The sequence below is a fragment of the Aliivibrio sp. S2TY2 genome (assembly GCF_028765525.1).
In the GTDB taxonomy this organism is placed as follows: domain Bacteria; phylum Pseudomonadota; class Gammaproteobacteria; order Enterobacterales; family Vibrionaceae; genus Aliivibrio; species Aliivibrio finisterrensis_A.
On sequence record NZ_JARACS010000014.1, the window covers coordinates 65,639 to 90,706 of the forward strand.

A 25,068-nucleotide genomic window follows, 5' to 3' on the forward strand; every position below is an offset into this window, starting at 1 on the left:
TTTTATTTCGGACTATTATTTAGCGTTACTGATTAGAGTACCTTCAGCTTCACCCATAACAACGCGACGTAATGCACCAGGTTTGTTCATATTGAACACACGAATTGGCATTTCGTGATCGCGAGCTAGAGTAAATGCAGCTAAGTCCATAACTTTTAATTCTTTTTCAAGAACTGTGCTGTAATCCAGTTTATCATACAATTCAGCGTCTGGGTTAGATACTGGATCAGCAGTGAATACACCGTCTACTTTCGTTGCTTTTAATACTACGTCAGCTTCAATTTCAATGCCACGTAAACACGCTGCTGAATCTGTCGTAAAGAATGGGTTACCAGTACCTGCAGAGAAGATCACTACACGACCTTGACGAAGTTGAGCGATTGCATCCGCCCAGTTGTAATCGTCACATACCCCTTTAAGTGGAATCGCTGACATTACACGAGCATTCACATAAGCACGGTGAAGCGCATCACGCATTGCAAGGCCATTCATTACCGTTGCTAGCATACCCATGTGGTCACCTACAACACGGTTCATACCTGCTTCTGCAAGGCCTGCACCACGGAAAAGGTTACCACCACCGATTACAACACCAACTTGTACGCCAAGTTCAATCAGTTCTTTTACTTCTTGAGCCATACGCTCAAGTGTTGCAGGGTCGATACCAAAACCCTCTTCGCCTTGAAGTGCTTCACCACTAAGTTTTAATAGAATACGCTGATATACTGGTTTCGGGTTCGTCGTCATGGTTCTTACCTTTTCACTAAGAGTTGTCGAAATAACTGTAGCCTTTTGATATTAGAACTTAAATACACAAAAGGGCACAATTATCATCATAACTTATTATTTATTGAGCATTCACAAAAAGACCGCAGCATGGCCACGGTCTTTTTTATCAACAATACGAAAGGATTAACCTTTTTGTACTGCAGCTACTTCGTCAGCAAAGCTCATTTCAGCCGCTTTCTCGATACCTTCACCAACTTCTAGACGTACGAAGTTAGATACTGATGCGCCTTTTTCTTTAAGAATTTCAGCAACAGTTTTCTTAGGTTCCATAATGAAAGCTTGACCTGTTAGAGAAACTTCGCCCGTGAATTTCTTCATACGGCCGATAACCATTTTCTCTGCGATTTCTTGAGGCTTGCCTTCGTTCATAGCGATTTCAACTTGAACAGCTTGCTCTTTTGCTACTACTTCAGCTGGTACGTCAGATGGGTTAACGTAATCAGGCTTAGAAGCAGCAACGTGCATAGCGATGTGCTTAAGTGTTTCAGCTTCGCCTTCACCAGCAACAACAACACCGATTTTCTCACCGTGACGGTAAGCAGCTAAAGCAACACCTTCAACTAGTTGAACGCGACGGATGCTGATGTTTTCGCCGATTTTAGTTACTAGAGCGATACGAGCATCTTCAAATTTAGCTTGAAGCGCTTCGATGTCTAGACGTTCTGCTAGAGCAGTTTCAGCAACTTCGTTAGCAAATGCTAGGAAGCCTGAGTCTTTAGCAACGAAGTCTGTTTGACAGTTAACTTCAAGAAGAACAGCAACGCCAGCTTCTTCTTTAATGATGATTGTGCCTTCAGCAGCGATGTTGCCTGCTTTTTTAGCCGCTTTTGCTGCGCCAGATTTACGCATGTTTTCGATCGCTAGCTCGATGTCGCCTTCAGCTTCAACAAGTGCTTTCTTACATTCCATCATACCAGCAGCAGTACGTTCACGAAGTTCTTTAACTAGAGCAGCAGTTACAGTTGCCATTCTCAATTCCTCAATATAAATAGGTATAAAGTTAAAAATCAGGGGCCAAATTGGGCCCCTGCTAACTATTTTTAGTTTACTACGAAACCAAAAGACTCACTAGGAGCAAATAATATTTTCGACGAATCGAAATATTATTCAGCTTCTACGAAACCGTCTTTTTCAGCTACAGCTGCAACGTCTTGGTTACGACCAGACTTTACAGAATCAGCAGCAGCGTTTAGGTAAAGTTGGATAGCGCGGATTGCGTCATCGTTACCTGGGATAATGTAGTCAACGCCATCTGGGTTTGAGTTAGTATCAACAACAGCAAATACTGGGATACCTAGGTTGTTTGCTTCTTTAACTGCAATGTGCTCGTGATCAGCATCGATAACAAATAACGCGTCTGGAAGACCGTTCATGTTTTTGATACCGCCTAGAGATTTCTCTAGTTTTTCCATGCTACGTGTACGCATTAGCGCTTCTTTCTTAGTAATTTTCTCAAAAGTACCGTCTTGAGATTGAACTTCGAATTCTTTTAAACGCTTGATAGACTGGCGAACAGTTTTAAAGTTAGTAAGCATGCCGCCTAACCAACGGTTGTTCACGTAGTACTGGTCACTGTTGATTGCAGCTTCTTTAACAGCTTCAGATGCAGCGCGCTTAGTACCAACGAAAAGAACTTTACCTTTTTTGTTACCGATTTTAGCAAGTTCTGCTAAAGCTTCGTTGAACATTGGTACAGTTTTTTCTAAGTTGATGATATGAACTTTGTTACGAGCACCAAAGATGAATGGCTTCATTTTTGGGTTCCAGTAACGAGTTTGGTGACCGAAGTGAACACCAGCTTTAAGCATATCGCGCATTGATACAGTTGCCATTTGAGAATTCCTCTATTAAATGGGGTTAAGCCTCCACATACCCCGCTTGTAATCCGACCCTAACCATTTGATAAAAAATCAAAAAAGTTGAGCACCCCGGACAGCGTGACGGTATGTGTGTGATTTAAAATTAAAGTATAGTCGGTATTGAGAACAAATTGTTCACCAATCCGGCGCGCTTTATACCATAAAAACGCGGCTAAAATCTACCCTTTTCACATAATTCACTACGATTAAACGATCATTTGACTGATCCACGCTCTCAATTCACCTTATAATTGAAAGATAAAGATTGGCTAGGTAAACTAAGAACCATTATCGTTTAATACGATTTATTTTAGATAGAGAAAAGCCCATGTCAGTAAAAATTAAAAACGCCGCAGAAATTGAAAAAATGCGCATAGCCGGTCAACTGGCCGCAGAAGTACTCGAGATGATTGAACCTTATGTAAAAGCAGGGGTTACCACTGAGGAACTTAACCAAATTTGCCATAAGCACATTACTGAAGTGCAAGGGGCTATCCCTGCACCACTGAACTACCATGGCTTCCCTAAATCTATTTGCACATCAATCAATCATATTGTGTGTCACGGCATTCCAGCAACACAAGATGAGCAATACAATGGTTTCGTAAAACCTGCGGTTTTAAAAGATGGTGATATTCTTAATATCGACATTACTGTAATTAAAGATGGCTATCATGGCGATACTTCTAAGATGTTTTTAATTGGTGACGTAAGCGCTACCGATAAGCGTCTATGTTTAATCGCTCAAGAAAGCTTATATGTTGGTATGCGTAAAGTGAAACCGGGTGTAAAACTTGGTGAGATTGGCACTGCTATCCAAAAATACATTAAAGGTACAACACCTAAATGTTCAATTGTTCGTGATTATTGCGGTCACGGCATTGGCTCTGAATTCCATGAAGAGCCTCAAATTGTTCATTATAAGAATAACGATCGAACCATTTTAAAAGAAGGCATGACCTTCACTATCGAACCAATGATTAACCTAGGTAAATTTGGTTGCCTACAAGACGATAATGATGGTTGGACAGTTTATACTGGTGATGGTAAGAATACCGCCCAGTGGGAACATACTATTTTGGTTACAGAAACCGGTTGCGAAGTATTAACACTTCGCGCTGAAGAAAGTATCCCTCGTCATATGAACAATAAATAATCAAACATTAAAATAAACAGAAGGCTTCGGTCTTCTGTTTTACATTAGCAAGGATTGCTATGAACTATACATCTCCTCTTGCTTTATCTGATCAGCAACTCACGATTACAGAGCTAAAACATCAGCTTGCCCTTTTCTCTCAATATCAAATTGATTGTTTCCATCAAAGTTTACCAGTGTCAGACTTAGTGCTACAACGTGCTGATTATTTTGACCAATTACTTTCTCGCCTTTGGGCTTTCTTTGCATTCAATGACACCTCAGACACCTCGCTCATTGCTGTTGGTGGTTATGGGCGCAGTGAACTTCACCCTTTGTCTGATATTGATATCCTATTGCTTACCAAAGGAAATACTGACGAGGGATTTTGTCAAAAAGTCAGCCATTTCGTTACCTTACTCTGGGATTTAAAGCTAGAAGTCGGTCATAGTGTTCGAACTTTATCTGAATGTATCGAAATTGGAAAAAGCGATTTAACCGTAGCGACCAATTTACAAGAAGCGCGTTATATCTGCGGAGATAAAGAACTTGCCCATCAATTGAAACTGAATATTCACTCAGATAGTTTCTGGCCAAGTGAATCCTTTTATCAAGCTAAAATTGATGAGCAAAAAAAACGCCATAGTCGCTATCACGACACCACTTACAACTTAGAGCCCGATATTAAATCAAGTCCTGGTGGGCTAAGAGACATTCACACCCTTAGCTGGATTGCTCGACGTCATTTTGGTGCTACCTCTCTGCTTGAGATGAGCCAAGCTGGTTTCTTAACAGACGCGGAGTATCGAGAATTATTAGAATGCCAAGAGTTCTTATGGCGCGTTCGCTTTGCTTTGCATATTGAGCTAAAACGTTACGATAATCGGCTCACCTTTGGCCATCAAGCTTCTGTCGCTGAACATTTAGGTTTTATCGGTGAAGGCAACCGTGGTGTCGAGCGCATGATGAAAGAGTTCTACCGCACTTTACGACGTGTTGCAGAACTTAATAGCATGCTATTAAAAATATTCGACCAAGCTATCCTTAACCAAGGTGAACAAACCAAAGCCATTATTATCAATAATGATTTTCAACGTCGCGGTCGTCTTATTGAAGCAAGAAAGCCTGCTTTATTCCAAGCTCGTCCTGATACCATTCTGGATATGTTCTTATTAATGGCCAGTGATTCTAGTATTGAAGGCGTTTCCCCTCCAACAATGCGACAATTACGCACAGCTCGACGCCGTTTGAATCGTTTTTTATGTGATATCCCAGAAGCACGTGAAAAATTTTTACAACTAACTCAACACCCAAATGCGCTCCATAATGCCTTTAGTTCAATGCATAAGTTAGGTGTTATCTCTGCTTATTTACCTCAATGGAGCCACATTGTTGGACAAATGCAGTTTGATTTATTTCATGCCTATACCGTAGATGAACATAGTATTCGCTTACTAAAACACATTAATAAATTTTCAGACCCAAAAAACCGAGAAAAACACCCTATTTGCTGCGAAGTCTATCCAAAAATGATTAAAAAAGAACTATTAATCATCGCGGCTATCTTTCATGATATCGCCAAAGGACGTGGGGGAGATCACTCAGAATTAGGTGCCGTCGATGCTTACGAGTTTTGTATTATTCATGGACTTTCAAAACCCGAAGCAAACTTAGTCTCTTGGTTGGTAAAAAGTCATTTATTGATGTCTGTCACTGCACAGCGCCGTGATATTTATGATCCTGATGTGATAACCGAGTTCGCCAAACAAGTTCGAGATGAAGAACGTCTCGACTATTTAGTTTGCCTGACCGTTGCCGATATTTGTGCAACTAATCCTGATCTTTGGAACAGCTGGAAACGCTCTCTAATTGCTGATTTATATAATGCGACTCAAAGAGCCCTGCGTAGAGGGTTAGAAAACCCACCCGACCTGCGTGATCGTATTCGCCATAATCAACACATGGCTTCAGCTCAACTTAGATCTGAAGGATTTACGCAATGGCAAATTGAAGATCTATGGCGTCGCTTTAAAGCTGATTATTTCTTGCGTCATACCCATCAACAAATTGCATGGCACGCAAGCAACCTTCTAAATCATTCAGACATAGAGAAGTCACTCATTCTCATCAGTAAAAATCCAACTCGTGGTGGCACAGAAATATTTATCTACAGTAAAGATAAAGCTCACCTATTTGCCACGGTTGCAGCGGAATTGGATAGACGCAGTATTACTATCTATGATGCTCAAATCATGTCGAGTAAAGATGGTTACGCGCTTGATACCTTCATGGTTTTAGATCAAAACGATGACCCTATAGATGAAGAAAGACAACAGCGCTTGATTGCTCAACTGTATGCCGTTGAACTTGAAACCCAAGAAACTCACATCAAAACACGTCGCCCACCACGTCAGCTACAACACTTTACAGTAAAAACACGTATGGAGTTTTTACCTACAAGAACAGGAAAGCGAACATTGATGGAATTTGTTGCATTGGATACACCTGGATTACTCGCTACCGTCGGCGCTACCTTCGCTCAGCTTGGCATTAATCTTCATGCTGCAAAAATCACAACCATTGGTGAGAGAGCTGAAGATTTATTTATATTAACCTCAGATCTGGGCGGACGACTAGATGATGAAAAGCAAGCGGAACTAAAAGCAGCATTAATTGAAAATGTTGATAACCTTATCAATTAATGTTTTTGCATAATAATAATGGAGTTAGCTATGTACCCACACTTAATTAACCTTGGAATATCAGATCCTGAGAAAATAGAGCGTTACTCTCTACGACAAGAAGCACAAAAAGACGTATTAAAAATTTACTTTGGTAAGCAAAAAGGCGAACTTTTTGCAAAGAGTGTAAAATTTAAATACCCGCGCCAAGTAAAAAATGTTCTTGTTGATGGCGGCAGTCATCGCTATAAAGAAACCACTGAAATTAATCGTAATCTAACGCTTATTATCGATGAGCTAAATAAAATCACTCGTCCAGAAAAAGAAACAGCCGCGGATGTAAAAAAGAAAATATTGAAAGATCTTCGCCATTTAGAGAAAGTTGTTGCAAGCAAAATTGAAGAAATCGAACGTGATTTAGACAAACTATAATTGCTGTTATACCAAAATAAAAAAATGGACCGATTAAGGTCCATTTTTTATGAGTTCAATATCAAGCAAGTCCTTTACGGCATTTGCTCAAATTCTTCCTCACCTTCTTTATCAACAGGTGTTGGCATTAGGTGCTCACGAGTGATGCCTAATTTCAGAGCCAATGCTGATGCTACATAGATAGAAGAGTAGGTACCGATCGTGATACCTAATAGCAATGCAAGCGCAAAGCCATGGATCATCGCACCGCCCTGAGTGAACAATGCAATAACTACAAATAGCGTCGTTGCTGATGTAATTAATGTACGGCTTAATGTTTGTGTAATCGCATCATTAATAATGTCGTTAGAATCACCCTTACGCATTTTCAAGAAGTTTTCACGAATACGGTCAAATACAACAATGGTATCATTCAAGGAATAACCCACCACCGTTAACAGTGCCGCGATAATCGTTAAATCAACTTCAATTTGTAAGAAAGAGAAAATACCTAACGTAATGATAATATCATGTGCTAATGCCAATACCGCACCAGCAGCTAAACGCCATTGGAAACGCATCGAAACATAAGCCAAAATACATAACAAAGAAACGAGAATAGCTAAACCACCCGCCTCTGTCAGTTCATCACCCACATTTGGACCAACGAACTCAATACGACGCATCTCTACTTGCTCACCAGTGCCTTCTTTAATTGCACTGATGATTTGGTTGCCTAGTTCTTCGCCTTTTACGTTTTCACGAGGTTGAAGACGAACGATAACATCACGTGCAGTACCAAAGTTTTGAACCGTTGCATCACCAAAACCTTTCGCTTCTAACGCACTACGGATATCTGGTAGTTGTGCTGGCTGCTCAAAGCCCACTTCAATCAGAGTTCCACCCGTGAAGTCTAAGCCCCAGTTTAACCACTTTGTCGATAATGTTGCGATAGAAGCAACAATCATCAACATTGAGAAAAGAAAGGCAGCTTTAGACCAACGCATAAAGTCGATCGTTTTCTCTGCTTTCATTAATTGAAACATAATAATGAGTCCTTAGATCGACAGCTTGTCTACGCGCTTACCGCCGTAAACTAAGTTAATCACACAACGAGTACCAACAATCGCAGTAAACATTGACGTTAAAATACCGATAGATAACGTAACAGCAAAACCTTTAATTGCGCCAGTACCTACAGCAAATAGGATGATAGCCGTAATTAACGTTGTGATGTTCGCATCGGCAATCGTACTGAAGGCATTCGCATAACCTTGGTGAATCGCTTGTTGTGGATTACGCCCATCACGCAGCTCTTCTCGAATACGCTCGAAAATAAGTACGTTAGCATCGACTGCCATACCTACCGTTAATACGATACCGGCAATACCAGGAAGCGTCATCGTCGCACCAGGGATCATCGACATAACACCAATGATTAATACCAAGTTTGCCATTAAGGCTAAGTTCGCAACAAGACCAAAACCGCGGTAATAAACCAAAGTAAAGATCATTACTGCAACCATACCCCAAATACACGCTTGAATACCCATATCGATATTCTGTTGACCCATTGATGGACCAATCGTACGTTCTTCAACAATCGAGATAGGTGCAATCAGAGCACCAGCACGAAGTAGAAGTGCTAGGTTATGAGCTTCAGCTTGAGAGTCGATACCGGTAATACGGAAGCTACGGCCAAGTGCTGATTGAATCGTTGCTTGGTTAATCACTTCTTCCGTCTTAGAAAGAATAACGCGACCTTCAGGTGTACGACGACCACTGTCTTTGTACTCTGTAAATACCGTCGCCATTAGCTTACCGATATTTTTACGAGAGAACGCAGTCATCTTGCTGCCACCTTCACTGTCTAGTGAGATGTTTACTTGAGGACGGCCATACTCATCAGCGCTTGAACTTGCATCTGTAATGCTTTCACCGCCAAGAATGATACGCTTTTTAAGAACAACTGGACGACCATTACGATCTTCTTTGATCTCACTACCTGCTGGCGCTCGACCATTTGCAGCTGCAGCAAGATCCGCTCTATCATCCACTTCACGGAATTCCAGAGTCGCTGTTGCACCTAAAATTTCTTTTGCTCGCGCTGTATCTTGTACACCCGGTAGCTCAACTACGATGCGACTTGCACCTTGACGTTGAACAAGCGGTTCAGCAACACCTAATTCGTTCACACGGTTACGAATAATCGTAATGTTTTGCTCAACTGCATAATTACGAATTTCTTGTAGGCGCTGATCTGTAAATCTTGCTGTTAATTTGAATTGACCATTTGATTCAGATTCTACAAAGGTCATATCACGATGAACATCAGACAATACTTTTTTGGCTTCAGCTAATTGCTCTTGATCACGAAGTACCACTTCAATCACATCTTTTCCAGAATCACGAATCGCACGGTAACGGATCTTAGCTTCACGAAGATCAGTACGGAAAGATTCTTCTTGTTGACCAATTAGCTTAGTCATTGCCGCATCCATGTCGACTTCCATTAAGAAGTGAACACCACCACGCAAATCTAGACCCAGCTTCATTGGTGCAGCACCAATAGATGTCAACCAATCAGGAGTAAGCGGAGCAAGGTTTAATGCAACAATGTAATCTTTACCTAACGATTCATTGATAATATCTCGAGCACTGATTTGGGAATCAGTATCGTTAAAGCGAACAAGAACACTGCCATTTTCGAATGCAATAGACTTATACGCAATGTCATTATTTTTTAAATTTTCAGCAACAACATCCAGCGTTGAGGTTTGAACCTCTGTACCACGACTACCCGTGATTTGAACTGCTGGATCTTCACCATAAAGGTTTGGAAGTGCATAGAGAGCTGAGATAAGTAGTACTGAAACTACCATCAAATACTTCCATAAAGGGAAACGGTTTAACACAGCGATGTCCTTAACGAAAAATACCCCCTAACCGAAGTTAGAGGGTACAATTTTTATAGTGATTTCAGAGTGCCCTTTGGCAGAACAGCTGAAACAAAGTCTTTCTTAATTGTTACTTCGTTATTTGCGTTAAGCTCAATTACGATGTAATCATTTTCTTCAGATACTTTAGTGATTTTACCCACTAAACCACCCGCAGTAAGAACTTCATCGCCTTTGCCCATAGAAGACATTAGGTTCTTATGCTCTTTTTGACGTTTCGCTTGTGGGCGATAAATCATAAAGTAGAAGATAACTGCAAACATACCAAGCATGATAAACATTTGCATACCACCGCCTTGTGGTGCTTCACCAGCTGCGTGAGCTTGAGAGATGAAAAAACTCATTTAATAACGTCCTCGTATCTAATTTTAATTTCCAGTTTCTAAAATGTGACCATACACATATCTAGTAGATATATGGGTGATAACTCTGTTTTTAAAGGTCTTTTAATGGCGGAACTTCACGATCGCGACGTGCGTAGAATTCTTCTACGAACTGCTCAAAGCGCTCTTCTTCCAAAGCCTTACGAATGCTCGCCATAATACGTTGGTAATAACGTAAGTTATGGATCGTATTTAAACGAGCACCTAAAATTTCATTACAACGATCTAGGTGATGTAAGTAAGACTTGCTGTAATTCTGACAAGTATAACAATCACACTCAGGATCTAATGGTGTTGTATCTGTTTTATGTTTCGCATTACGGATCTTGATCACACCGCCAGTCACAAATAGGTGACCATTACGTGCATTTCGAGTTGGCATAACACAGTCAAACATATCAATACCACGACGAACGCCTTCAACCAAGTCTTCTGGTTTACCAACACCCATTAGGTATCGTGGCTTATCTTCAGGTAATTGTGGACATGTATGCTCTAAAATGCGGTGCATGTCTTCTTTTGGTTCACCTACTGCTAGGCCACCAACAGCATAACCATCAAAACCAATCTTAGTTAACGCTTCAACAGACACATCACGCAGATCTTCGTATACACCACCTTGAACAATACCAAACAGTGCATTCGGGTTTTCTTGACGATCAAATTCATTACGGCTACGGTCAGCCCAACGAATAGAACGCTCCATTGAGATACGCGCTTCGTCATGCGTTGCTGGGTACGGAGTACATTCATCAAAAATCATAACTACGTCAGAACCAAGATCGTATTGGATTTGCATTGATTTCTCAGCATCCATAAAGACCTTATCACCGTTTACAGGGCTACGGAAATGTACACCTTCTTCAGTGATCTTACGTGTTTTACCAAGACTAAATACTTGGAAACCGCCTGAATCCGTTAAGATAGGGCCTTTCCAATTCATGAAGTCATGTAAATCACCGTGCAGTTTCATGATCTCTTGACCAGGGCGTAACCATAAATGGAACGTATTGCCTAGTAAGATCTCAGCACCAGTACCTTTCACTTCTTCCGGAGTCATCCCTTTAACAGTACCGTAAGTACCTACAGGCATGAATGCTGGTGTTTCAACCGTACCACGGTCAAATTGTAATTGACCACGACGTGCGCGGCCTTGTTTTTTGAGTAGTTCGTACTTCACGAAACCTCCAATAAGCCAGAGAAACAATCTGACAACTTGTTTAATTTGCGACATTAATAAAACATTAATGCCACACCTCCATAAAACCAAATAATGCAGTTTATATGGTCGAAAACGTCCTGTTTTCCTACTTTCACTGGCTCCGTGAGTGAAATTTCAATCTAGTATATTACTGGCTTTAATACAGCCATCGACTCTTTATTACGCGGTTTTCTTCGTAATAAACATCGCATCACCGTAACTAAAGAAACGATATTGATTATTCACCGCTTGATCGTAAGCTTTCATTGTATTTTCATACCCTGCAAATGCACTCACAAGCATGATAAGTGTAGACTCTGGTAAGTGAAAGTTTGTTACTAAAGCGTCAACAACTTGAAATTCATAGCCTGGGTAGATAAAAATTTCAGTATCATCAAAAAATGGTGCTAGCTCTGTGCCTTGCTTTAATGCATGTTGCGCCGCACTTTCTAATGAGCGAACCGAAGTCGTTCCAACAGAAACAACACGGCCACCACGAGCTTTGGTTGCTTTAATGGCATCAACCACTTCTTGAGATACTTCTGCATATTCAGAATGCATGTGATGTTCTAAGATATTATCGACACGTACAGGCTGGAATGTTCCTGCACCAACATGAAGCGTAACGTAGGCAAATTCTACGCCTTTTGCTTTCATTTTTTCTAAAATCTCTGTATCAAAGTGTAAACCCGCCGTTGGAGCAGCAACCGCCCCCGGTTTTTCATTGTATACCGTTTGATAGCGCTCTTTATCCGCGTCTTCGTCTGGACGGTCGATATAAGGAGGTAATGGCATGTGGCCAATTTCGTCCAAAATATCTAATACTTTTTTCTCTGAAGTAAAGCGAATTTCAAACAGGGTATCGTGACGAGCGACCATCTCCGCTTCGTATTCTTGGTTTTCACCCAACCATAGTTGATTACCCGGTTTTGGTGATTTAGAACAACGAACATGAGCCAATACTGAATGCTCATCAAGCACTCGTTCAACTAATACTTCTAGCTTGCCACCTGATGCTTTAACACCAAACATACGAGCTGGAATAACACGAGTGTTGTTAAATACAACAAGATCACCACTCTGTACTAAATCAAGCACATCAGTAAACTGACCATCAATTAATTCACCGCTATTACCATTTAGGTGTAATAGGCGACTTGCCGTACGCTCTGGTTGAGGGTAGCGAGCAATAAGTTCATCGGGTAATTCAAAGTGGAAATCGGATACTTGCATGGTTTACTTCTTCATCAAAAATGGCAGACAGAGTAGTATATTCACGCCCAGAGCAATAGCAAGAGATGAAGCAATATACCTCTCAATTTTTCAATAAACATGTACTTTAACTAATGAAATTGACATTAAACAGAGAAAGTCGCATCAATCTTTTTATCTCTTCAAAAATCAACTTAGCTCTCACTTTTCTCTTTCATCTCGCACTATATTTACTGTAGGACTTATCGATAGCAGGAGCACACTATGTTTACCGTTAAAGACATGATGACGACTCACCCTCATACATTGCTTCGCTCCAACTCTTTAGAAGATGCTAAAGCACTCATGGACGAACACTGTATTAGGCACATACCCATTGTAGATACAGACCAAGCATTAATTGGCCTCGTCACTCAACGAGATCTATTGTCTGCGCAATCTTCTTGTTTAGAGAAACCAACATTAGAAGAGTTTTCTGTGCTTGATATCCCTCTAAATAGCATTATGCATGAAAATGTAATGAGTATTTCTCCGCACGGTGGATTAAAATCTGCGGCTTTATTTATGCAAAAGCACAAGGTGGGTTGTTTACCTGTTGTTGACCATGGGAAGTTGGTAGGAATAATTACAGACTCAGATTTTGTGACCATCGCCATTAATCTATTAGAGCTGCAAGAGGAAGTCGACCCTATGGAGATCGATGAATAGCAATAATTAACAGGAAAAAAGAAAGGGAGACTCCATTCTCCCTAAAACGTGATAATTCGACTCTTTTTTATTATGTGGATATGGGGTTAGCATTAATTAAGCGTTGGTTTTAAATTGCTCTTCTTCTGTTGAGCCTGTTAGTGCGGTCACTGATGAATTTCCACCTTGAATGGTATTTGTCATCTTATCAAAGTAGCCTGTACCTACTTCTTGTTGGTGTGCAACAAAAGTATAGCCCTTATCTGCTGCTTCAAACTCTTTACGCTGAACCATCTCAACATAATGACGCATTCCCTCACCTTGTGCATAAGAGTGCGCTAGTTCAAACATGTTAAACCACATGTTATGAATACCCGCTAACGTAATGAACTGGTATTTATACCCCATGTCTGCCAGCTCTTGTTGGAACTTAGCAATCGTTTCTGAATCCAGGTTTTTCTCCCAGTTAAACGATGGCGAACAGTTATAGGCTAACAGTTGATCTGGATACTCTGCATGAATCGCCTCTGCAAATTTACGCGCTTCTTCTAAACATGGCGTTGCGGTTTCACACCACACTAAATCAGCATAAGGTGAATACGCCAGACCACGAGAAATGGCTTGATCAATACCTGCGGTCACTTTATAGAAACCTTCAGCCGAACGCTCCCCTTCAATGAACTCTTGATCATAAGGATCACAATCTGAGGTTAGCAAATCTGCGGCATTGGCATCGGTTCTTGCAATAACCAATGTCGTTGTGCCTGCCACATCGGCTGCTAGTCGTGCAGCTACTAGTTTTTGTACCGCTTCTTGAGTTGGTACTAATACTTTGCCTCCCATGTGACCACATTTTTTTACTGACGCTAACTGATCTTCAAAGTGAACCCCAGCCGCACCTGATTCAATCATATTACGCATCAACTCATAGCCATTAAGTACACCACCAAAACCGGCTTCTGCATCGGCAACAATCGGAAGAAAATAATCAATTCCCTCTTCAGGTGTTGTTCCTGTTGACCATTGAATTTGATCCGCACGACGGAAGGCATTATTAATACGTTTCACTACCGAAGGTACCGAATCTACCGGGTATAGCGATTGGTCTGGATACATGGTTGATGCAGTGTTGTTATCCGCTGCTACTTGCCAACCTGACAAATAAATAGCTTCAATTCCCGCCTTCGCTTGTTGAACTGCTTGTCCACCCGTTAGTGCGCCAAGACAATTTACATACCCTTTTTTTGATGAGCCATTCACCAGCTCCCATAGCCTGTCAGCCCCTTTTTGTGCAATGGTATTTTCTGGTGCAAAAGATCCTCGAAGATTAATAACTTCTTCAGCGGTATAAGGACGAGTTACTCCATCCCAACGTGGATTTTCTGCCCAGTCTTTTTCCAATGCATCAATTTGTTGTTGGCGAGTTTGCGGTTTAAATGTCGTCATAATAGTTCCCTCTCTTATAAGTATTCATAGCCAGGTAGTGTTAAAAAGTCTGTTAGTTGATCACTGGTGGTCAATTGCTCCATCAGTTTTGCTGCTTGAGTAAATTGGCCAGAATCAAAGCGTTCTGTTCCCAATTCTTGTTCAATAACTTTCATCTCTTCTAATAACATGGTTCTAAACAAATCAGCCGTTACAACAGCGCCTGTATCTAAGGTTTTCCCATGTTGTATCCATTGCCAAATAGACGTTCGTGATATTTCTGCCGTTGCAGCATCTTCCATTAATCCATAAATAGGCACGCACCCATTACCTGTGATCCACGCTTCAATATATTGAACCGCGACTCGAATGTTATGACGCATGCCCTCTTCTGTTCTCTCTCCTTCACAAGGTGCTAATAATTCTTCTGCGGTAATGGGATGGTCATTTTCTCGGCTAATATCCAATTGGTTGATCCGCGAGTCTAAAACCTTGTCAAATTCCGCTCTTGCAGTATCAGCTAGCCCAGGATGAGCAACCCAAGTACCGTCGTGTCCATTATTGGCTTCCAGTGATTTATCGGTTTGAATTTTATTTAACACCCAATCATTTTTTACCGGATCTTTCGATGGGATAAAGGCGGCCATTCCTCCCATCGCAAACGCTCCTCTTCGGTGACTCGTTCTGATCAGTAATCGTGAATAGGCATTTAAAAACGGTTTTTCCATGGTCACCACTTGGCGATCAGGTAGCACGCGATTCGGATGATTTTTCAAGGTTTTAATGTAGCTAAAAATGTAATCCCATCGGCCACAATTCAATCCAACAATATGTTCTTTCAAACTGTATAAAATTTCATCCATTTCAAACACAGCAGGTAAGGTTTCAATCAGTACTGTCGCCTTAATCGTACCTTGCTTTAAACCAAACTCACGCTCAGCAAAGGTAAATACATCACTCCACCACGCCGCTTCTTGGTAGGCTTGTAGTTTAGGAAGATAGAAGTACGGGCCACTGCCTTTTTTTAATGACGTCTGGTAGTTGTGATAGAAATAAAGCGCGAAATCAAACAAAGCTCCGGGAATTGCAACACCGTTAAAAAGCACGTGTTTTTCTGGAAGATGCAAACCTCGAACTCGACAAATCAATACCGCAGGATCTTGCTTAAGCTGATATACCTTTTGAGTTTGAGGGTTGGTGTATTGGATTGTGCCGTTCATTGCATCTCGAAGATTAATTTGACCATTAAGTACCGCCTCCCATGACGGTGCTAATGAATCTTCAAAATCAGCCATGAATACTTTTACATTTGCATTCAATGCATTAATTACCATCTTTCTGTCTGTTGGGCCTGTGATCTCAACACGTCGGTCTTGAAGATCACTTGGAATACCTTGAATACTCCATTTAGATTCTCGGATTGAACGTGTTTCCGTTAAAAAATCGGGCAGTTGTCCTGCGTCTATTTTTCGCTGTCTTACTTTGCGGGTTTCTAAAAGTTCAGGAACTCGATGCGCAAACTTTTCGACAAGATGGGTAAGAAAGCGAATCGCTCCTGCACTTAATACTTCATCAACTTGAGGAAGACTCGGCCCAATAATGGATAATTCTTGTTCTTTCGTCGTCATGGTATCTGTCATGGTCTGCGCCTCCGGCAAAATTACATTTGTAACTAAAACACTACGAATCAGTATTCATGTTTCATCCTATTTATCGTTCTTGCTGTTTACGTCTATTACATTCTCGAAAGAGCGAATGAATTACAACCCCTACTAAAGGCTAATACTGCCTTGATATTTCAATAAGATGTCGACATAAATCAGAAAGTTGAGTTATGAGTAAATGCTCTATAAAGAGAATTGTCAAAGTTTAATTTTTACAAACTGATAACATGGACATCAGGGGATGATCTGCTATTTACGTTGTAAAATTACACAAATTAAACTTGTAAAATTGAACATGTAAAATTCACAGTTTTAATTTCACAAAGAAAACAGCGGGATAGCATAAAAAATTGATAACACTTGAGCTTATTTAGAGGGGAGTAAAAAGAAAGTGGCGATATACAACAAGAAGAGAAGAAATAAACTGGTCAGATCTGTTTAATAAGAAATATAGAAAAGTGAGAATCTGGTCACTAATTGCCCTATCATTCAAAAGTAGAAAGGCACCTATTTAAATCAATAAATAAGTGCCTTAAGTACAAAAATAAAGCTATAAAATATGCTTAACAATATCAGCTAACTGATGAAAAGCCTGTAAACGAGAAGAGCTTGGGCGCCAAACTAAGCCAATAGCTCGCGACGCTTCTTGACCCGGTGGCTCAACCACCACAAGGTTTTGGTTATCTAATAAACCATGTTTAATCGCCATTTGAGGAATAAAGGTAGTACCTAATCCATTTGCAACCATCTGAACCAAAGTGTGCAGACTGGTTGCCGTGAATGGATTAATTTTTTCTTTTTTCGTCAATTTACATGCAGAGACAGCATGTTCCGTTAAACAGTGTTCTTTTTCTAATAAGAAGACGTATTCATCCGGGAGATCATCATAATGAATCGGAGTGGAGATTGAGCGTGCTTGATCTTTACTTATGACCATTTTAAACGGATCATGCCCTACAATTAGGCTCTCCATTCCACCGATATCAACAGGCAAAGCAAGAATAAGAACATCCAACTGACCTTGTCTCAACGCCGCTAATAAATTAGTTGTCGTGTCTTCTCTTAGTAAGAGAGTTAGTTGTGGGTAGGTTTGATTCACTTCTTGAACTAAATCGCACAACAAAAAAGGCGCAATAGTCGGGATACAACCGACTCGAAGCTGCCCTTGCATCGCATCACCTTGGCAAAGTGACCCTAGCTCAATTAAATCTTGGCCTTTAGCTAATAGCTCTCGTCCTTGCTCTACTACTTTTTCACCAATAGGTGTAAACACGAGTGTCTTTTTATCTCGTTCATATAAAGGGCAACCAATTAACTCTTCAAGATTTTGTATTCCTTTACTTAATGTTGATTGGCTGACAAAACACTTTTCTGCTGCGTCACCAAAATGGCGAGTCTCATGCAGGGTAATAAAGTAGTGTAACTGTTTTAATGATGGCCATTTGTTCATCGTTTTTCTCGATTACATTAATCTATTTAATTCGCTTTTTTCAATCATACCTTTTGTACTATAGTTTGTCCTGTTGAAACAATTTATTGTTTTCAAAAACAAAGCCAAACACGAAGTTTGGGAAATCTAATTTTTAGGAGATTCAAAAATGGTACTAGTAGGTCGTCAAGCACCAGACTTTACTGCTGCAGCTGTTCTAGGTAATGGCGAAATCGTTGATAACTTCAACTTCAAAGAATTCACTAAAGGTAAGAAAGCGGTAGTATTTTTCTACCCTCTAGACTTCACTTTTGTTTGTCCTTCAGAGCTAATCGCTTTTGACAACCGTCTAGCTGACTTCCAAGCTAAAGGCGCAGAAGTAATCGGTATCTCTATCGATTCTCAATTCTCTCACAACGCATGGCGTAACACTGCTATCGAAGATGGCGGTATTGGTCAAGTTAAGTACCCACTAGTTGCTGACGTTAAGCACGAAATCTGTAAAGCATACGACGTTGAGCACCCAGAAGCTGGCGTTGCTTTCCGTGGTTCTTTCCTAATCGATGCTGACGGTCTTGTTCGTCACCAAGTAGTTAACGATCTTCCACTAGGTCGTAACATTGACGAAATGCTACGTATGGTTGACGCACTAAACTTCCACGAGAAGAATGGTGAAGTTTGTCCAGCACAATGGGAAGAAGGTAAAGCAGGTATGGACGCATCTCCAAAAGGCGTTGCAGCATTCCTATCTGAACACGCTGACGACCTAAGCAAGTAATTGCTAACCTAGAGTATTTACATCAAATACTCAACTGCACCTAAGCTCAACGGTGCATGTGGCTAGAATATTAAAAGCGTATAAACGCAGTAGCCTAAAATCAGAAAGTTTGCCTAATACTAAAAGCCCTGAAGTTATCTTCGGGGCTTTTTCTTTGTTCTCGCACGTAATTCTGACGACCTCTTCACACATCTAAGGTTGAATATCCCTTACACTACTCTATTCCCAATTATTTTTTCTACACATCATGTCTATTAAAATTGAAGTCTGTATTGATAACTTAGAATCACTGCATAATGCCATTAGTGGTGGTGCTGATCGTATTGAGCTTTGCTCTTCACTTGCTCTTGGTGGCTTAACGCCAAGCTTTGGTTTTATGAAAAAAGCAGCCGCTATTTCTTCTGTTCCTGTTTATGCCATGATCCGCCCTCGCCAAGGCGATTTTTTGTATGACAACGACGATATATCAGCCATGATTGAAGATATTCATGCGGCAAAATTAGCTGGCTTACAGGGTGTCGTCTTTGGAGTATTAAAAGCCAATGGCGATATTGATATGCCATTGTCTGCACGGCTAATGAAAATCGCTAATGACAATGACTTAGGCGTTACCTTCCACCGCGCCGTTGACCAATGTTCTAATTATAAAAAAGCGATTGAAAATATTGCAGAGCTTGGATGTGAACGCATTCTGACCTCAGGACTTGCAGCGAATGCCTACGATGGTATTAACGTTTTGACTGAAATGGTTAAATTAGCAAATGGGCGATTTGAAATATTGGCGGGAGCAGGCGTCACCGCTGACAATGCAAAAGAGATCATTGAAAAGACAGGCATAACTGAAATTCATTTATCTGGAAAATCAACTCGTCCAAGTAAAATGAAATTAGTATTAGACGGCGTAAAAATGGGAACGGGCGATTTGGATGATTTTATTGTTCCAGTTACTGATGCTAAAAAAATTGATGCTGTAAGACAAATAATTAAATAACCGCTTACGCTAATGAAAAAATGCCAGAGACTTTATCCCTGGCATTTTTATTATTAGATAACTGCGTTTTCTATTTTGCTAGTTGAACAGAGTTAACGTCGATCATCGTCTCTGTCCACTCTTTATCGACTTCACCATGAATAACTAATTTCGTTTCTGGTGTTGCTTCGATACCGTTCCAATCTTGATTATCAATCTCAATTCTTACTTCACCAGTAGCATCTTTAAATTGGTATTCTTCATTACCCAGTGATGACGTAATGTAACCAGTCAATACTACCGCTGCATCATCATCTGAATCTAACGCTGAACGCACAGTACTTACTGAAACAGAGCTAGGACCATTGAATCCACCTGTAACAGGGGCGTTTTGTGCAGCAAATGCTGTTGAAGATGCTAATACTAATGTGCTTGCTAAGATAATTTTTTTCATTTTATTGTGTCCGAAATTTATAATTAAATACTGATAACGCTATATTAGAAGTAGTAAGCTGAACTCAACATGAACGATGTAGAATTAGCTACGCTATCCGCTTGATAACTTGCTGAAGCACCTAGAGCTAGGTTTGGGATCACCATGTATTCAATACCTATGCTTGCAATACCACCTAAAGCACTTTCTGATTTAGAATTACCTGGAACATAATCCGTTGTATACTCATGATCTGTTAAATCATTTTCATGTTCAGTATAAGCTGAAGAGTCAAATTTATATTGAGTATACGTTAAACCTAAGCCCGTTTTTAACTGTAGCTTTTCATTAATATTATAGAAATAGACTGGTTTAAACGTAAATTGACTCGCATCTAAATCGGCATCCCATTCACGTTCTTCTGTATAGCCAGGTTTCTCGGTCGATAACGTTTTACCGCTACCCTTCGAGTCATCACTCTCAAATTTCTTATAACCTAATTCTAGACCAAAATCGTTAAAACGATAGCCAACAAAGCCACCAAAGGCTGAACTTGAATCATCAGGAGTTAGCGTAATATCTCCAGTATTTTCTGAAAAAGTAGATGAGTAATCATGACTCATGTTTGTTACACCATATTCTAAACCAACGTATGGTGCCGCAATCGTTGCTGTTGAAGTTGCAGTCATTAGCAAAAATAAATACTTTTTCATTATAAATTCAATCCTATAATCATGGGGTTAAGCTTGGTCTTAATTCGTTATGTAGGTACTATAGAGGATAGATCGTGAAGGAAGCGTGAAGAGTGATTAAATAATTTTAAATTTATAAGGAAATAATTCACTATGGCAAAAGATCTGTTCACTACATTAGATTTAAATTTATTGAGAACCTTTTTAATTCTTTCTCAAGAGTTAAATATGCGCAAAGCCTCTGAACGCTTATTTGTCTCACAACCGGCAATCAGCCAAGCGCTACAAAAACTGCGTAACCATTTTAATGATGAGCTATTCATTAAAGTTCGTCATGGTCTTAAACCAACCCCTTTTGCTGAAGAGTTAGCTGAAAATATCCAGCCTTATTTAGATGGTTTATCTTCAGTATTAAACGCCTCTCAAGAATTTCAGCCCGCAAATTTAAATAAAATGCTAAAAATAGCTCTAGCACCTCAAGTATTAACCTGCTTATCTGGCGCGTTATTTCATGAAATAAAAGAAAAGGCACCCAATGTCGATCTACAACTTGTAAATTGGTCAGCATCAACTTTTGATGATCTTTCTAAAGGCAAGTTAGATATGGCAATCAATTACGAATATGACAAGGTTCCAAAAGAATTACTTTCAAAAAACCTAATGACAATAACAGGTTGCGTAATCATTAGGAAGGATCACCCAATAAAGAAAACTATCGCGACACCTTATGATTTTGAAGGCTATGAACTTGCATCATTAATCATCCCTGGCTGGAACGATAATAAAAGCTTAGCGAGTGAAGTTCTAACCAATATGGATATTGAACACAAAATAGGATTTCGCTCAGAACTTCCAATGGCATTAATAGATGTGGTTCAGCATACGGATATGTACTTCCCTTCTACCTCACTTTTTCCTATACATCAATATTCAGGCTTAAGACGTATTGACCTCTGTTTTGATGATATTCCATTAAACTATCCTATTTATAGTTACTACCATCAAAGGCATAAAAAAAATGCCCTACACCATTGGATAAATCAATTGATTACAGATTTATTATCAGAAGCAAACATTAAAGAAAAATTATAATCAAGAACGAAAATAAACCGAAGAAATAAGTAATACTTATAACCAATATAATTACAGGTGATTAGAAAACAATCGCCTATCTCAATATTATTCATTCCATCAAACGGAAACAGATAATTAATATTGAGACTCATATTAGATGAAGAAAGTTGCATTGACGCTATCAATAATTGCTATCTTTTACATTTCACTTCTCTTATTAAAACCTAACTTAACTTCTAGAGAGCACTTAACATTACTTCAAATGTATCATGTCTAAAATCCCCCACTAAGGATTGGTAGGGCACTTTTATCTAATACTGATACCAAATTAGTAATAGATTTCTACTGCAACTCTATTTCTGTCTTTGACAACTCACCATACCGGTAGTATCGCCTCTGTTCTCTCATACAGAGGCTTTTTTTCTTTACCCTTCTTAATTTCTTTGTTCAAATAATAAAAAATCAAAGGATTGATATTATGGCTAAAGATTTATTCTCCAGTTTAGACTTAAACCTCTTAAGGACATTTATCGTTCTACATCAAGAACGAAATATGCGTAAAGCTTCTGATCGCTTATTTGTATCTCAGCCTGCAATCAGTAAAGCTTTACAACGCTTACGTGATCATTTTAATGATGAGTTGTTTGTCAAAACCCATCACGGGCTGCGTGCAACTGAATACGCAAATCAGCTAGCGGAAAGCATATCCCCAATACTCGATGAGCTTTCTTCTACATTAAATGAAAGTAATGAGTTTAACCCTCAAGAACTTGAAGGTGTTATAAAACTAGCGCTATCTCCTTTTCTTTTAAGCGCTATTGCCAATAAGTTATTTCAAGCAATCAGAGCTGAAGCACCCAATGTTCAAGTACAATTATTAAACTGGTCCAAATCAACAATGACCGACATTATTAATGATGAAGTTCAATTAGGCCTTAATTATGAGATAGGCCACGCACCAAAAGAGTTAATTCAAAAACCAATCGCTCAAGACCGTTTTACTGGCTATGTAAGAAAAGACCACCCATATGAAGGTAACAGTATTGAAGTAAAAGATGGCGTTCATTTTGAATTAGCAACTGTCATTGCTGTTGATTGGAATTCTCATCAATCTTTAGCTGAAAAAATATTAAAGATTAAAGGCTTAGAAGCAAATATTGGTTTTAGATCTGAATTACCATCAGCCGTTATTGATGTTATTCATAACTCTGACATGATGTTTCCTGCCTCAAAATTTTTAGATATTGAACATCAGACTCAATTACGAAGTTTAAAAATACTCTTTGATAATCAAGATATTAATCCAAAAGTTTGTGCTTATTATCATCATAAAAATAGAAATAACCCGACCATGCTATGGTTAAAAAACATACTGCAACCCTTGCTCAATAATAACCACTAGTTATTAGTCTTATTCATTTCTCTCATTAATAACTCAACGTTAAAGCCTCTATTCTTTTAAGGGATTAGAGGATTTTTTGTACATTTCATATACTTCTCACGAATGGCGCGAATCTGTTTTTTTTCTGATTGGCTAGATAAAACAAGAACAGAAAACAGTTATGAAGTTGGATTCAATTTACGCTTTTAAAACGTTGGGGATTTATGACTTTCTTAATTATGCTTTCACTCCCTCTAATTATTTTATTTATATCAATAAAATCAATGCTACAAGATAAATAATTACCTGTTGGTAACTCTCTCCCCTGCATAGGTAACTTGGTGCAGGGGCTTTTTACTTTTTATGCCTAAAACTCCCCTCCTCATTAATAAGCTCTGGTTATGAATGAGATAAACACTAGTGATTAGTGATGTATGCAAGGATTTCTTACTATAGCTCCATCAAAACAATTAAAGATCAAACAAAGCACGGATGCTTTTTTAAAACGATTATGAGAGAGTATCCATTATGAAAAAATCACACCTAGTTCTTGCTATTGCAACCCTATTTAGCGCAAACACTTTTGCTAATGACTTCCACCTTTCTCCTGAAATTAAAATCGGTCCTTACGGCGGCTTTGGTATTCAAGCAGGTGTGACTGACGCACTTGGCTTTGATGCTGCATTTATCAGTTATGGACGTACGGTTTATAGCAGTTCTATGTATGACGAAACCATAGATTCATACCGTTTTGGTATTCAGCAGATGTTTGGCGCATCAAAAATGCATGGTATGCAGCTTGAGGTCGGTCTTGCCGATTATGATGGAAAGAAAACTAAAAGTGGCGAAACTACAAAAGAAAGTGCATTAGGCTCAAGCATTGGCGCATCTTATGTTTTCCAAGCAACGGACCATTTAGGACTAAGAGCCGGTGTTGACTTAAACTACTTTCCAATGAGTGATACTTATATTCCTTATGATTTATCAACTAACTTCAATATCGGTATGACATTCACTTTTTAATACCATTGCCATTAATTAAATGGTCTATTTATTACGCAGGGAAACCACTTAAGAGCAAGGCAAAAATTCTGATAAGTAGTTATTCTACTTAAATAATTTTTAACGAAGCTATTATGTGATTTAACCAGTAATAATGACTAGAGAATTACTGGAATTGGTATAATTATACCAATCACATTAAGTTCAGATACAAAAATGGCGCTGTTTATTTAAACAGCGCCATTTTTATTTAATATCGAATTGAATCAAATTACATCGCAAAGTTTACGATTGGGAAACAAGGTAGGAAACCATTTTCTGCACAGTTAATCAAACCAACCTGAACGCCTTTTATGTCAGATGTCATGTTGAAGAAACCAACTTGAACGTGTGAATCATTTGAAAGGTTAGCAACACCCACATCAACCATGGTGTAGCCTTCAGAATAGTTCACTGCAGATACGTTTGCACCTTTAACATTATTCGTGATGTTTACAAAACCTAGGTTCGCACCTAAGTCATCACCCATATGCCAGTTAAACAGACCAAAAGATGCACCTGTCATGTTGCCATTAACTTTGTTTGCACCAATAAATAGCGGGAAGTTAACACCGGTTAGATTATCACTTTCTGACATACCAAGAGCAAAATCGACACCGGTTACATCGCCAGTTTTACCATGAAGAGCCGCTAAACGAACGCCTTTTACTTCACTTGCTGCTGGTGCGTTAAATCCATTCAATGATGAAAACATCACAGGTGTACTATCCGCCATAGCGAATGATGAAACCATAGATAACGCCGCGCAAGTACCAACTAAAATCTTCTTCATAATATATTCCTTTATTACTGTAATTTATGATTATTAACTGAATCTTTTTTTGTATCATTCATCGCATAATAAG

23 protein-coding genes are annotated in these 25,068 nt (G+C 39.4%); 9 read left to right on the forward strand and 14 right to left on the reverse strand.

The features are described from left to right. Window positions 1-15 precede the first annotated feature (15 nt). The 3 genes from pyrH to rpsB form a co-directional block, all read right to left on the reverse strand. The gene (pyrH, locus tag PVK63_RS17100) at window positions 16-747 is read right to left on the reverse strand and encodes a UMP kinase (protein WP_130047707.1); all 732 of its coding nucleotides are present in this window, start codon (window positions 745-747) and stop codon (window positions 16-18) included. A 165-nt stretch (window positions 748-912) separates the two neighbouring features. After that, on the reverse strand, window positions 913-1,758 hold the full coding sequence (tsf, locus tag PVK63_RS17105) for a translation elongation factor Ts (RefSeq protein WP_130047708.1): 846 nt from the start codon (window positions 1,756-1,758) through the stop codon (window positions 913-915). Window positions 1,759-1,892: 134 nt separating this feature from the next. Next, window positions 1,893-2,621, reverse strand: coding sequence for a 30S ribosomal protein S2 (gene rpsB, locus PVK63_RS17110; RefSeq protein ID WP_130047709.1), 729 nt, complete (start codon window positions 2,619-2,621; stop codon window positions 1,893-1,895). 355 nt (window positions 2,622-2,976) lie between these two features. On the opposite strand from rpsB, the gene map reads away from it, so the two are divergent. The 3 genes from map to PVK63_RS17125 are packed head-to-tail and all read left to right on the forward strand — an operon-like array spanning window position 2,977 to window position 6,896. Further along, a complete protein-coding gene (gene map / locus PVK63_RS17115; protein ID WP_130044034.1) occupies window positions 2,977-3,804 on the forward strand; it encodes a type I methionyl aminopeptidase in 828 nt (275 codons plus the stop codon). A gap of 59 nt (window positions 3,805-3,863) precedes the next feature. After that, a complete protein-coding gene (gene glnD / locus PVK63_RS17120) occupies window positions 3,864-6,485 on the forward strand; it encodes a bifunctional uridylyltransferase/uridylyl-removing protein GlnD (protein WP_130085978.1) in 2,622 nt (873 codons plus the stop codon). 30 nt (window positions 6,486-6,515) lie between these two features. Then, complete coding sequence (locus tag PVK63_RS17125; protein ID WP_130044032.1) at window positions 6,516-6,896, forward strand: DUF3461 family protein; 381 nt, start codon at window positions 6,516-6,518, stop codon at window positions 6,894-6,896. Window positions 6,897-6,970: 74 nt separating this feature from the next. Here PVK63_RS17125 and secF read toward each other — a convergent pair whose 3' ends face one another. From secF to queA, 5 genes are all read right to left on the reverse strand, one after another. Continuing rightward, the gene (gene secF / locus PVK63_RS17130) at window positions 6,971-7,921 is read right to left on the reverse strand and encodes a protein translocase subunit SecF (protein ID WP_130044031.1); all 951 of its coding nucleotides are present in this window, start codon (window positions 7,919-7,921) and stop codon (window positions 6,971-6,973) included. A gap of 12 nt (window positions 7,922-7,933) precedes the next feature. Continuing rightward, window positions 7,934-9,790 carry a protein translocase subunit SecD gene (gene secD / locus PVK63_RS17135; protein WP_130085977.1) on the reverse strand — a complete coding sequence of 619 codons (1,857 nt, stop codon included), beginning with the start codon at window positions 9,788-9,790 and terminating at the stop codon, window positions 7,934-7,936. Between the two features lie 53 nt (window positions 9,791-9,843). Further along, window positions 9,844-10,176, reverse strand: a complete 333-nt coding sequence (gene yajC / locus PVK63_RS17140; RefSeq protein ID WP_130044029.1) for a preprotein translocase subunit YajC — start codon at window positions 10,174-10,176, stop codon at window positions 9,844-9,846. Window positions 10,177-10,267: 91 nt separating this feature from the next. Beyond that, window positions 10,268-11,395, reverse strand: a complete 1,128-nt coding sequence (tgt, locus tag PVK63_RS17145; protein ID WP_130047711.1) for a tRNA guanosine(34) transglycosylase Tgt — start codon at window positions 11,393-11,395, stop codon at window positions 10,268-10,270. Between the two features lie 201 nt (window positions 11,396-11,596). Next, entirely contained in the window at window positions 11,597-12,649 is a 1,053-nt protein-coding gene (queA, locus tag PVK63_RS17150) for a tRNA preQ1(34) S-adenosylmethionine ribosyltransferase-isomerase QueA (RefSeq protein ID WP_130085976.1), read from the reverse strand. Between the two features lie 243 nt (window positions 12,650-12,892). Between queA and PVK63_RS17155 the strand changes: the two genes are divergently transcribed. Then, entirely contained in the window at window positions 12,893-13,336 is a 444-nt protein-coding gene (locus PVK63_RS17155) for a CBS domain-containing protein (protein ID WP_130044027.1), read from the forward strand. A gap of 96 nt (window positions 13,337-13,432) precedes the next feature. Here PVK63_RS17155 and aceA read toward each other — a convergent pair whose 3' ends face one another. The 3 genes from aceA to PVK63_RS17170 form a co-directional block, all read right to left on the reverse strand. Further along, window positions 13,433-14,761 carry an isocitrate lyase gene (gene aceA / locus PVK63_RS17160; RefSeq protein ID WP_105055318.1) on the reverse strand — a complete coding sequence of 443 codons (1,329 nt, stop codon included), beginning with the start codon at window positions 14,759-14,761 and terminating at the stop codon, window positions 13,433-13,435. A 14-nt stretch (window positions 14,762-14,775) separates the two neighbouring features. Further along, window positions 14,776-16,380 carry a malate synthase A gene (gene aceB, locus PVK63_RS17165; protein ID WP_274440785.1) on the reverse strand — a complete coding sequence of 535 codons (1,605 nt, stop codon included), beginning with the start codon at window positions 16,378-16,380 and terminating at the stop codon, window positions 14,776-14,778. A gap of 574 nt (window positions 16,381-16,954) precedes the next feature. After that, window positions 16,955-17,854: a hydrogen peroxide-inducible genes activator gene (locus tag PVK63_RS17170; protein ID WP_130044024.1), complete on the reverse strand. Its 900-nt coding sequence runs from the start codon at window positions 17,852-17,854 to the stop codon at window positions 16,955-16,957. Between the two features lie 148 nt (window positions 17,855-18,002). Between PVK63_RS17170 and PVK63_RS17175 the strand changes: the two genes are divergently transcribed. Continuing rightward, the gene (locus PVK63_RS17175; RefSeq protein WP_122034387.1) at window positions 18,003-18,611 is read left to right on the forward strand and encodes a peroxiredoxin C; all 609 of its coding nucleotides are present in this window, start codon (window positions 18,003-18,005) and stop codon (window positions 18,609-18,611) included. A 247-nt stretch (window positions 18,612-18,858) separates the two neighbouring features. Further along, window positions 18,859-19,602: a copper homeostasis protein CutC gene (locus tag PVK63_RS17180; protein ID WP_130085974.1), complete on the forward strand. Its 744-nt coding sequence runs from the start codon at window positions 18,859-18,861 to the stop codon at window positions 19,600-19,602. Window positions 19,603-19,672: 70 nt separating this feature from the next. On the opposite strand, the gene PVK63_RS17185 is transcribed toward PVK63_RS17180, so the two are convergent. Then, a complete protein-coding gene (locus tag PVK63_RS17185) occupies window positions 19,673-20,035 on the reverse strand; it encodes a YgiW/YdeI family stress tolerance OB fold protein (RefSeq protein WP_130085973.1) in 363 nt (120 codons plus the stop codon). Window positions 20,036-20,079: 44 nt separating this feature from the next. Then, window positions 20,080-20,727, reverse strand: a complete 648-nt coding sequence (locus PVK63_RS17190; RefSeq protein WP_130085972.1) for an AcfA family outer membrane beta-barrel protein — start codon at window positions 20,725-20,727, stop codon at window positions 20,080-20,082. A gap of 132 nt (window positions 20,728-20,859) precedes the next feature. Here PVK63_RS17190 and PVK63_RS17195 point away from each other — a divergent pair, with 132 nt between their 5' ends. The 3 genes from PVK63_RS17195 to PVK63_RS17205 all read left to right on the forward strand — a co-directional run bounded on the left by PVK63_RS17195 (window position 20,860) and on the right by PVK63_RS17205 (window position 24,184). Further along, the gene (locus tag PVK63_RS17195) at window positions 20,860-21,798 is read left to right on the forward strand and encodes a LysR family transcriptional regulator (protein ID WP_130044020.1); all 939 of its coding nucleotides are present in this window, start codon (window positions 20,860-20,862) and stop codon (window positions 21,796-21,798) included. 460 nt (window positions 21,799-22,258) lie between these two features. Continuing rightward, the gene (locus PVK63_RS17200; protein WP_130085971.1) at window positions 22,259-23,182 is read left to right on the forward strand and encodes a LysR family transcriptional regulator; all 924 of its coding nucleotides are present in this window, start codon (window positions 22,259-22,261) and stop codon (window positions 23,180-23,182) included. A gap of 507 nt (window positions 23,183-23,689) precedes the next feature. Next, window positions 23,690-24,184, forward strand: a complete 495-nt coding sequence (locus PVK63_RS17205; protein WP_130047721.1) for a hypothetical protein — start codon at window positions 23,690-23,692, stop codon at window positions 24,182-24,184. 250 nt (window positions 24,185-24,434) lie between these two features. On the opposite strand, the gene PVK63_RS17210 is transcribed toward PVK63_RS17205, so the two are convergent. Beyond that, window positions 24,435-24,995: a VC2662 family protein gene (locus tag PVK63_RS17210; RefSeq protein WP_130044014.1), complete on the reverse strand. Its 561-nt coding sequence runs from the start codon at window positions 24,993-24,995 to the stop codon at window positions 24,435-24,437. Window positions 24,996-25,068: the final 73 nt, after the last annotated feature.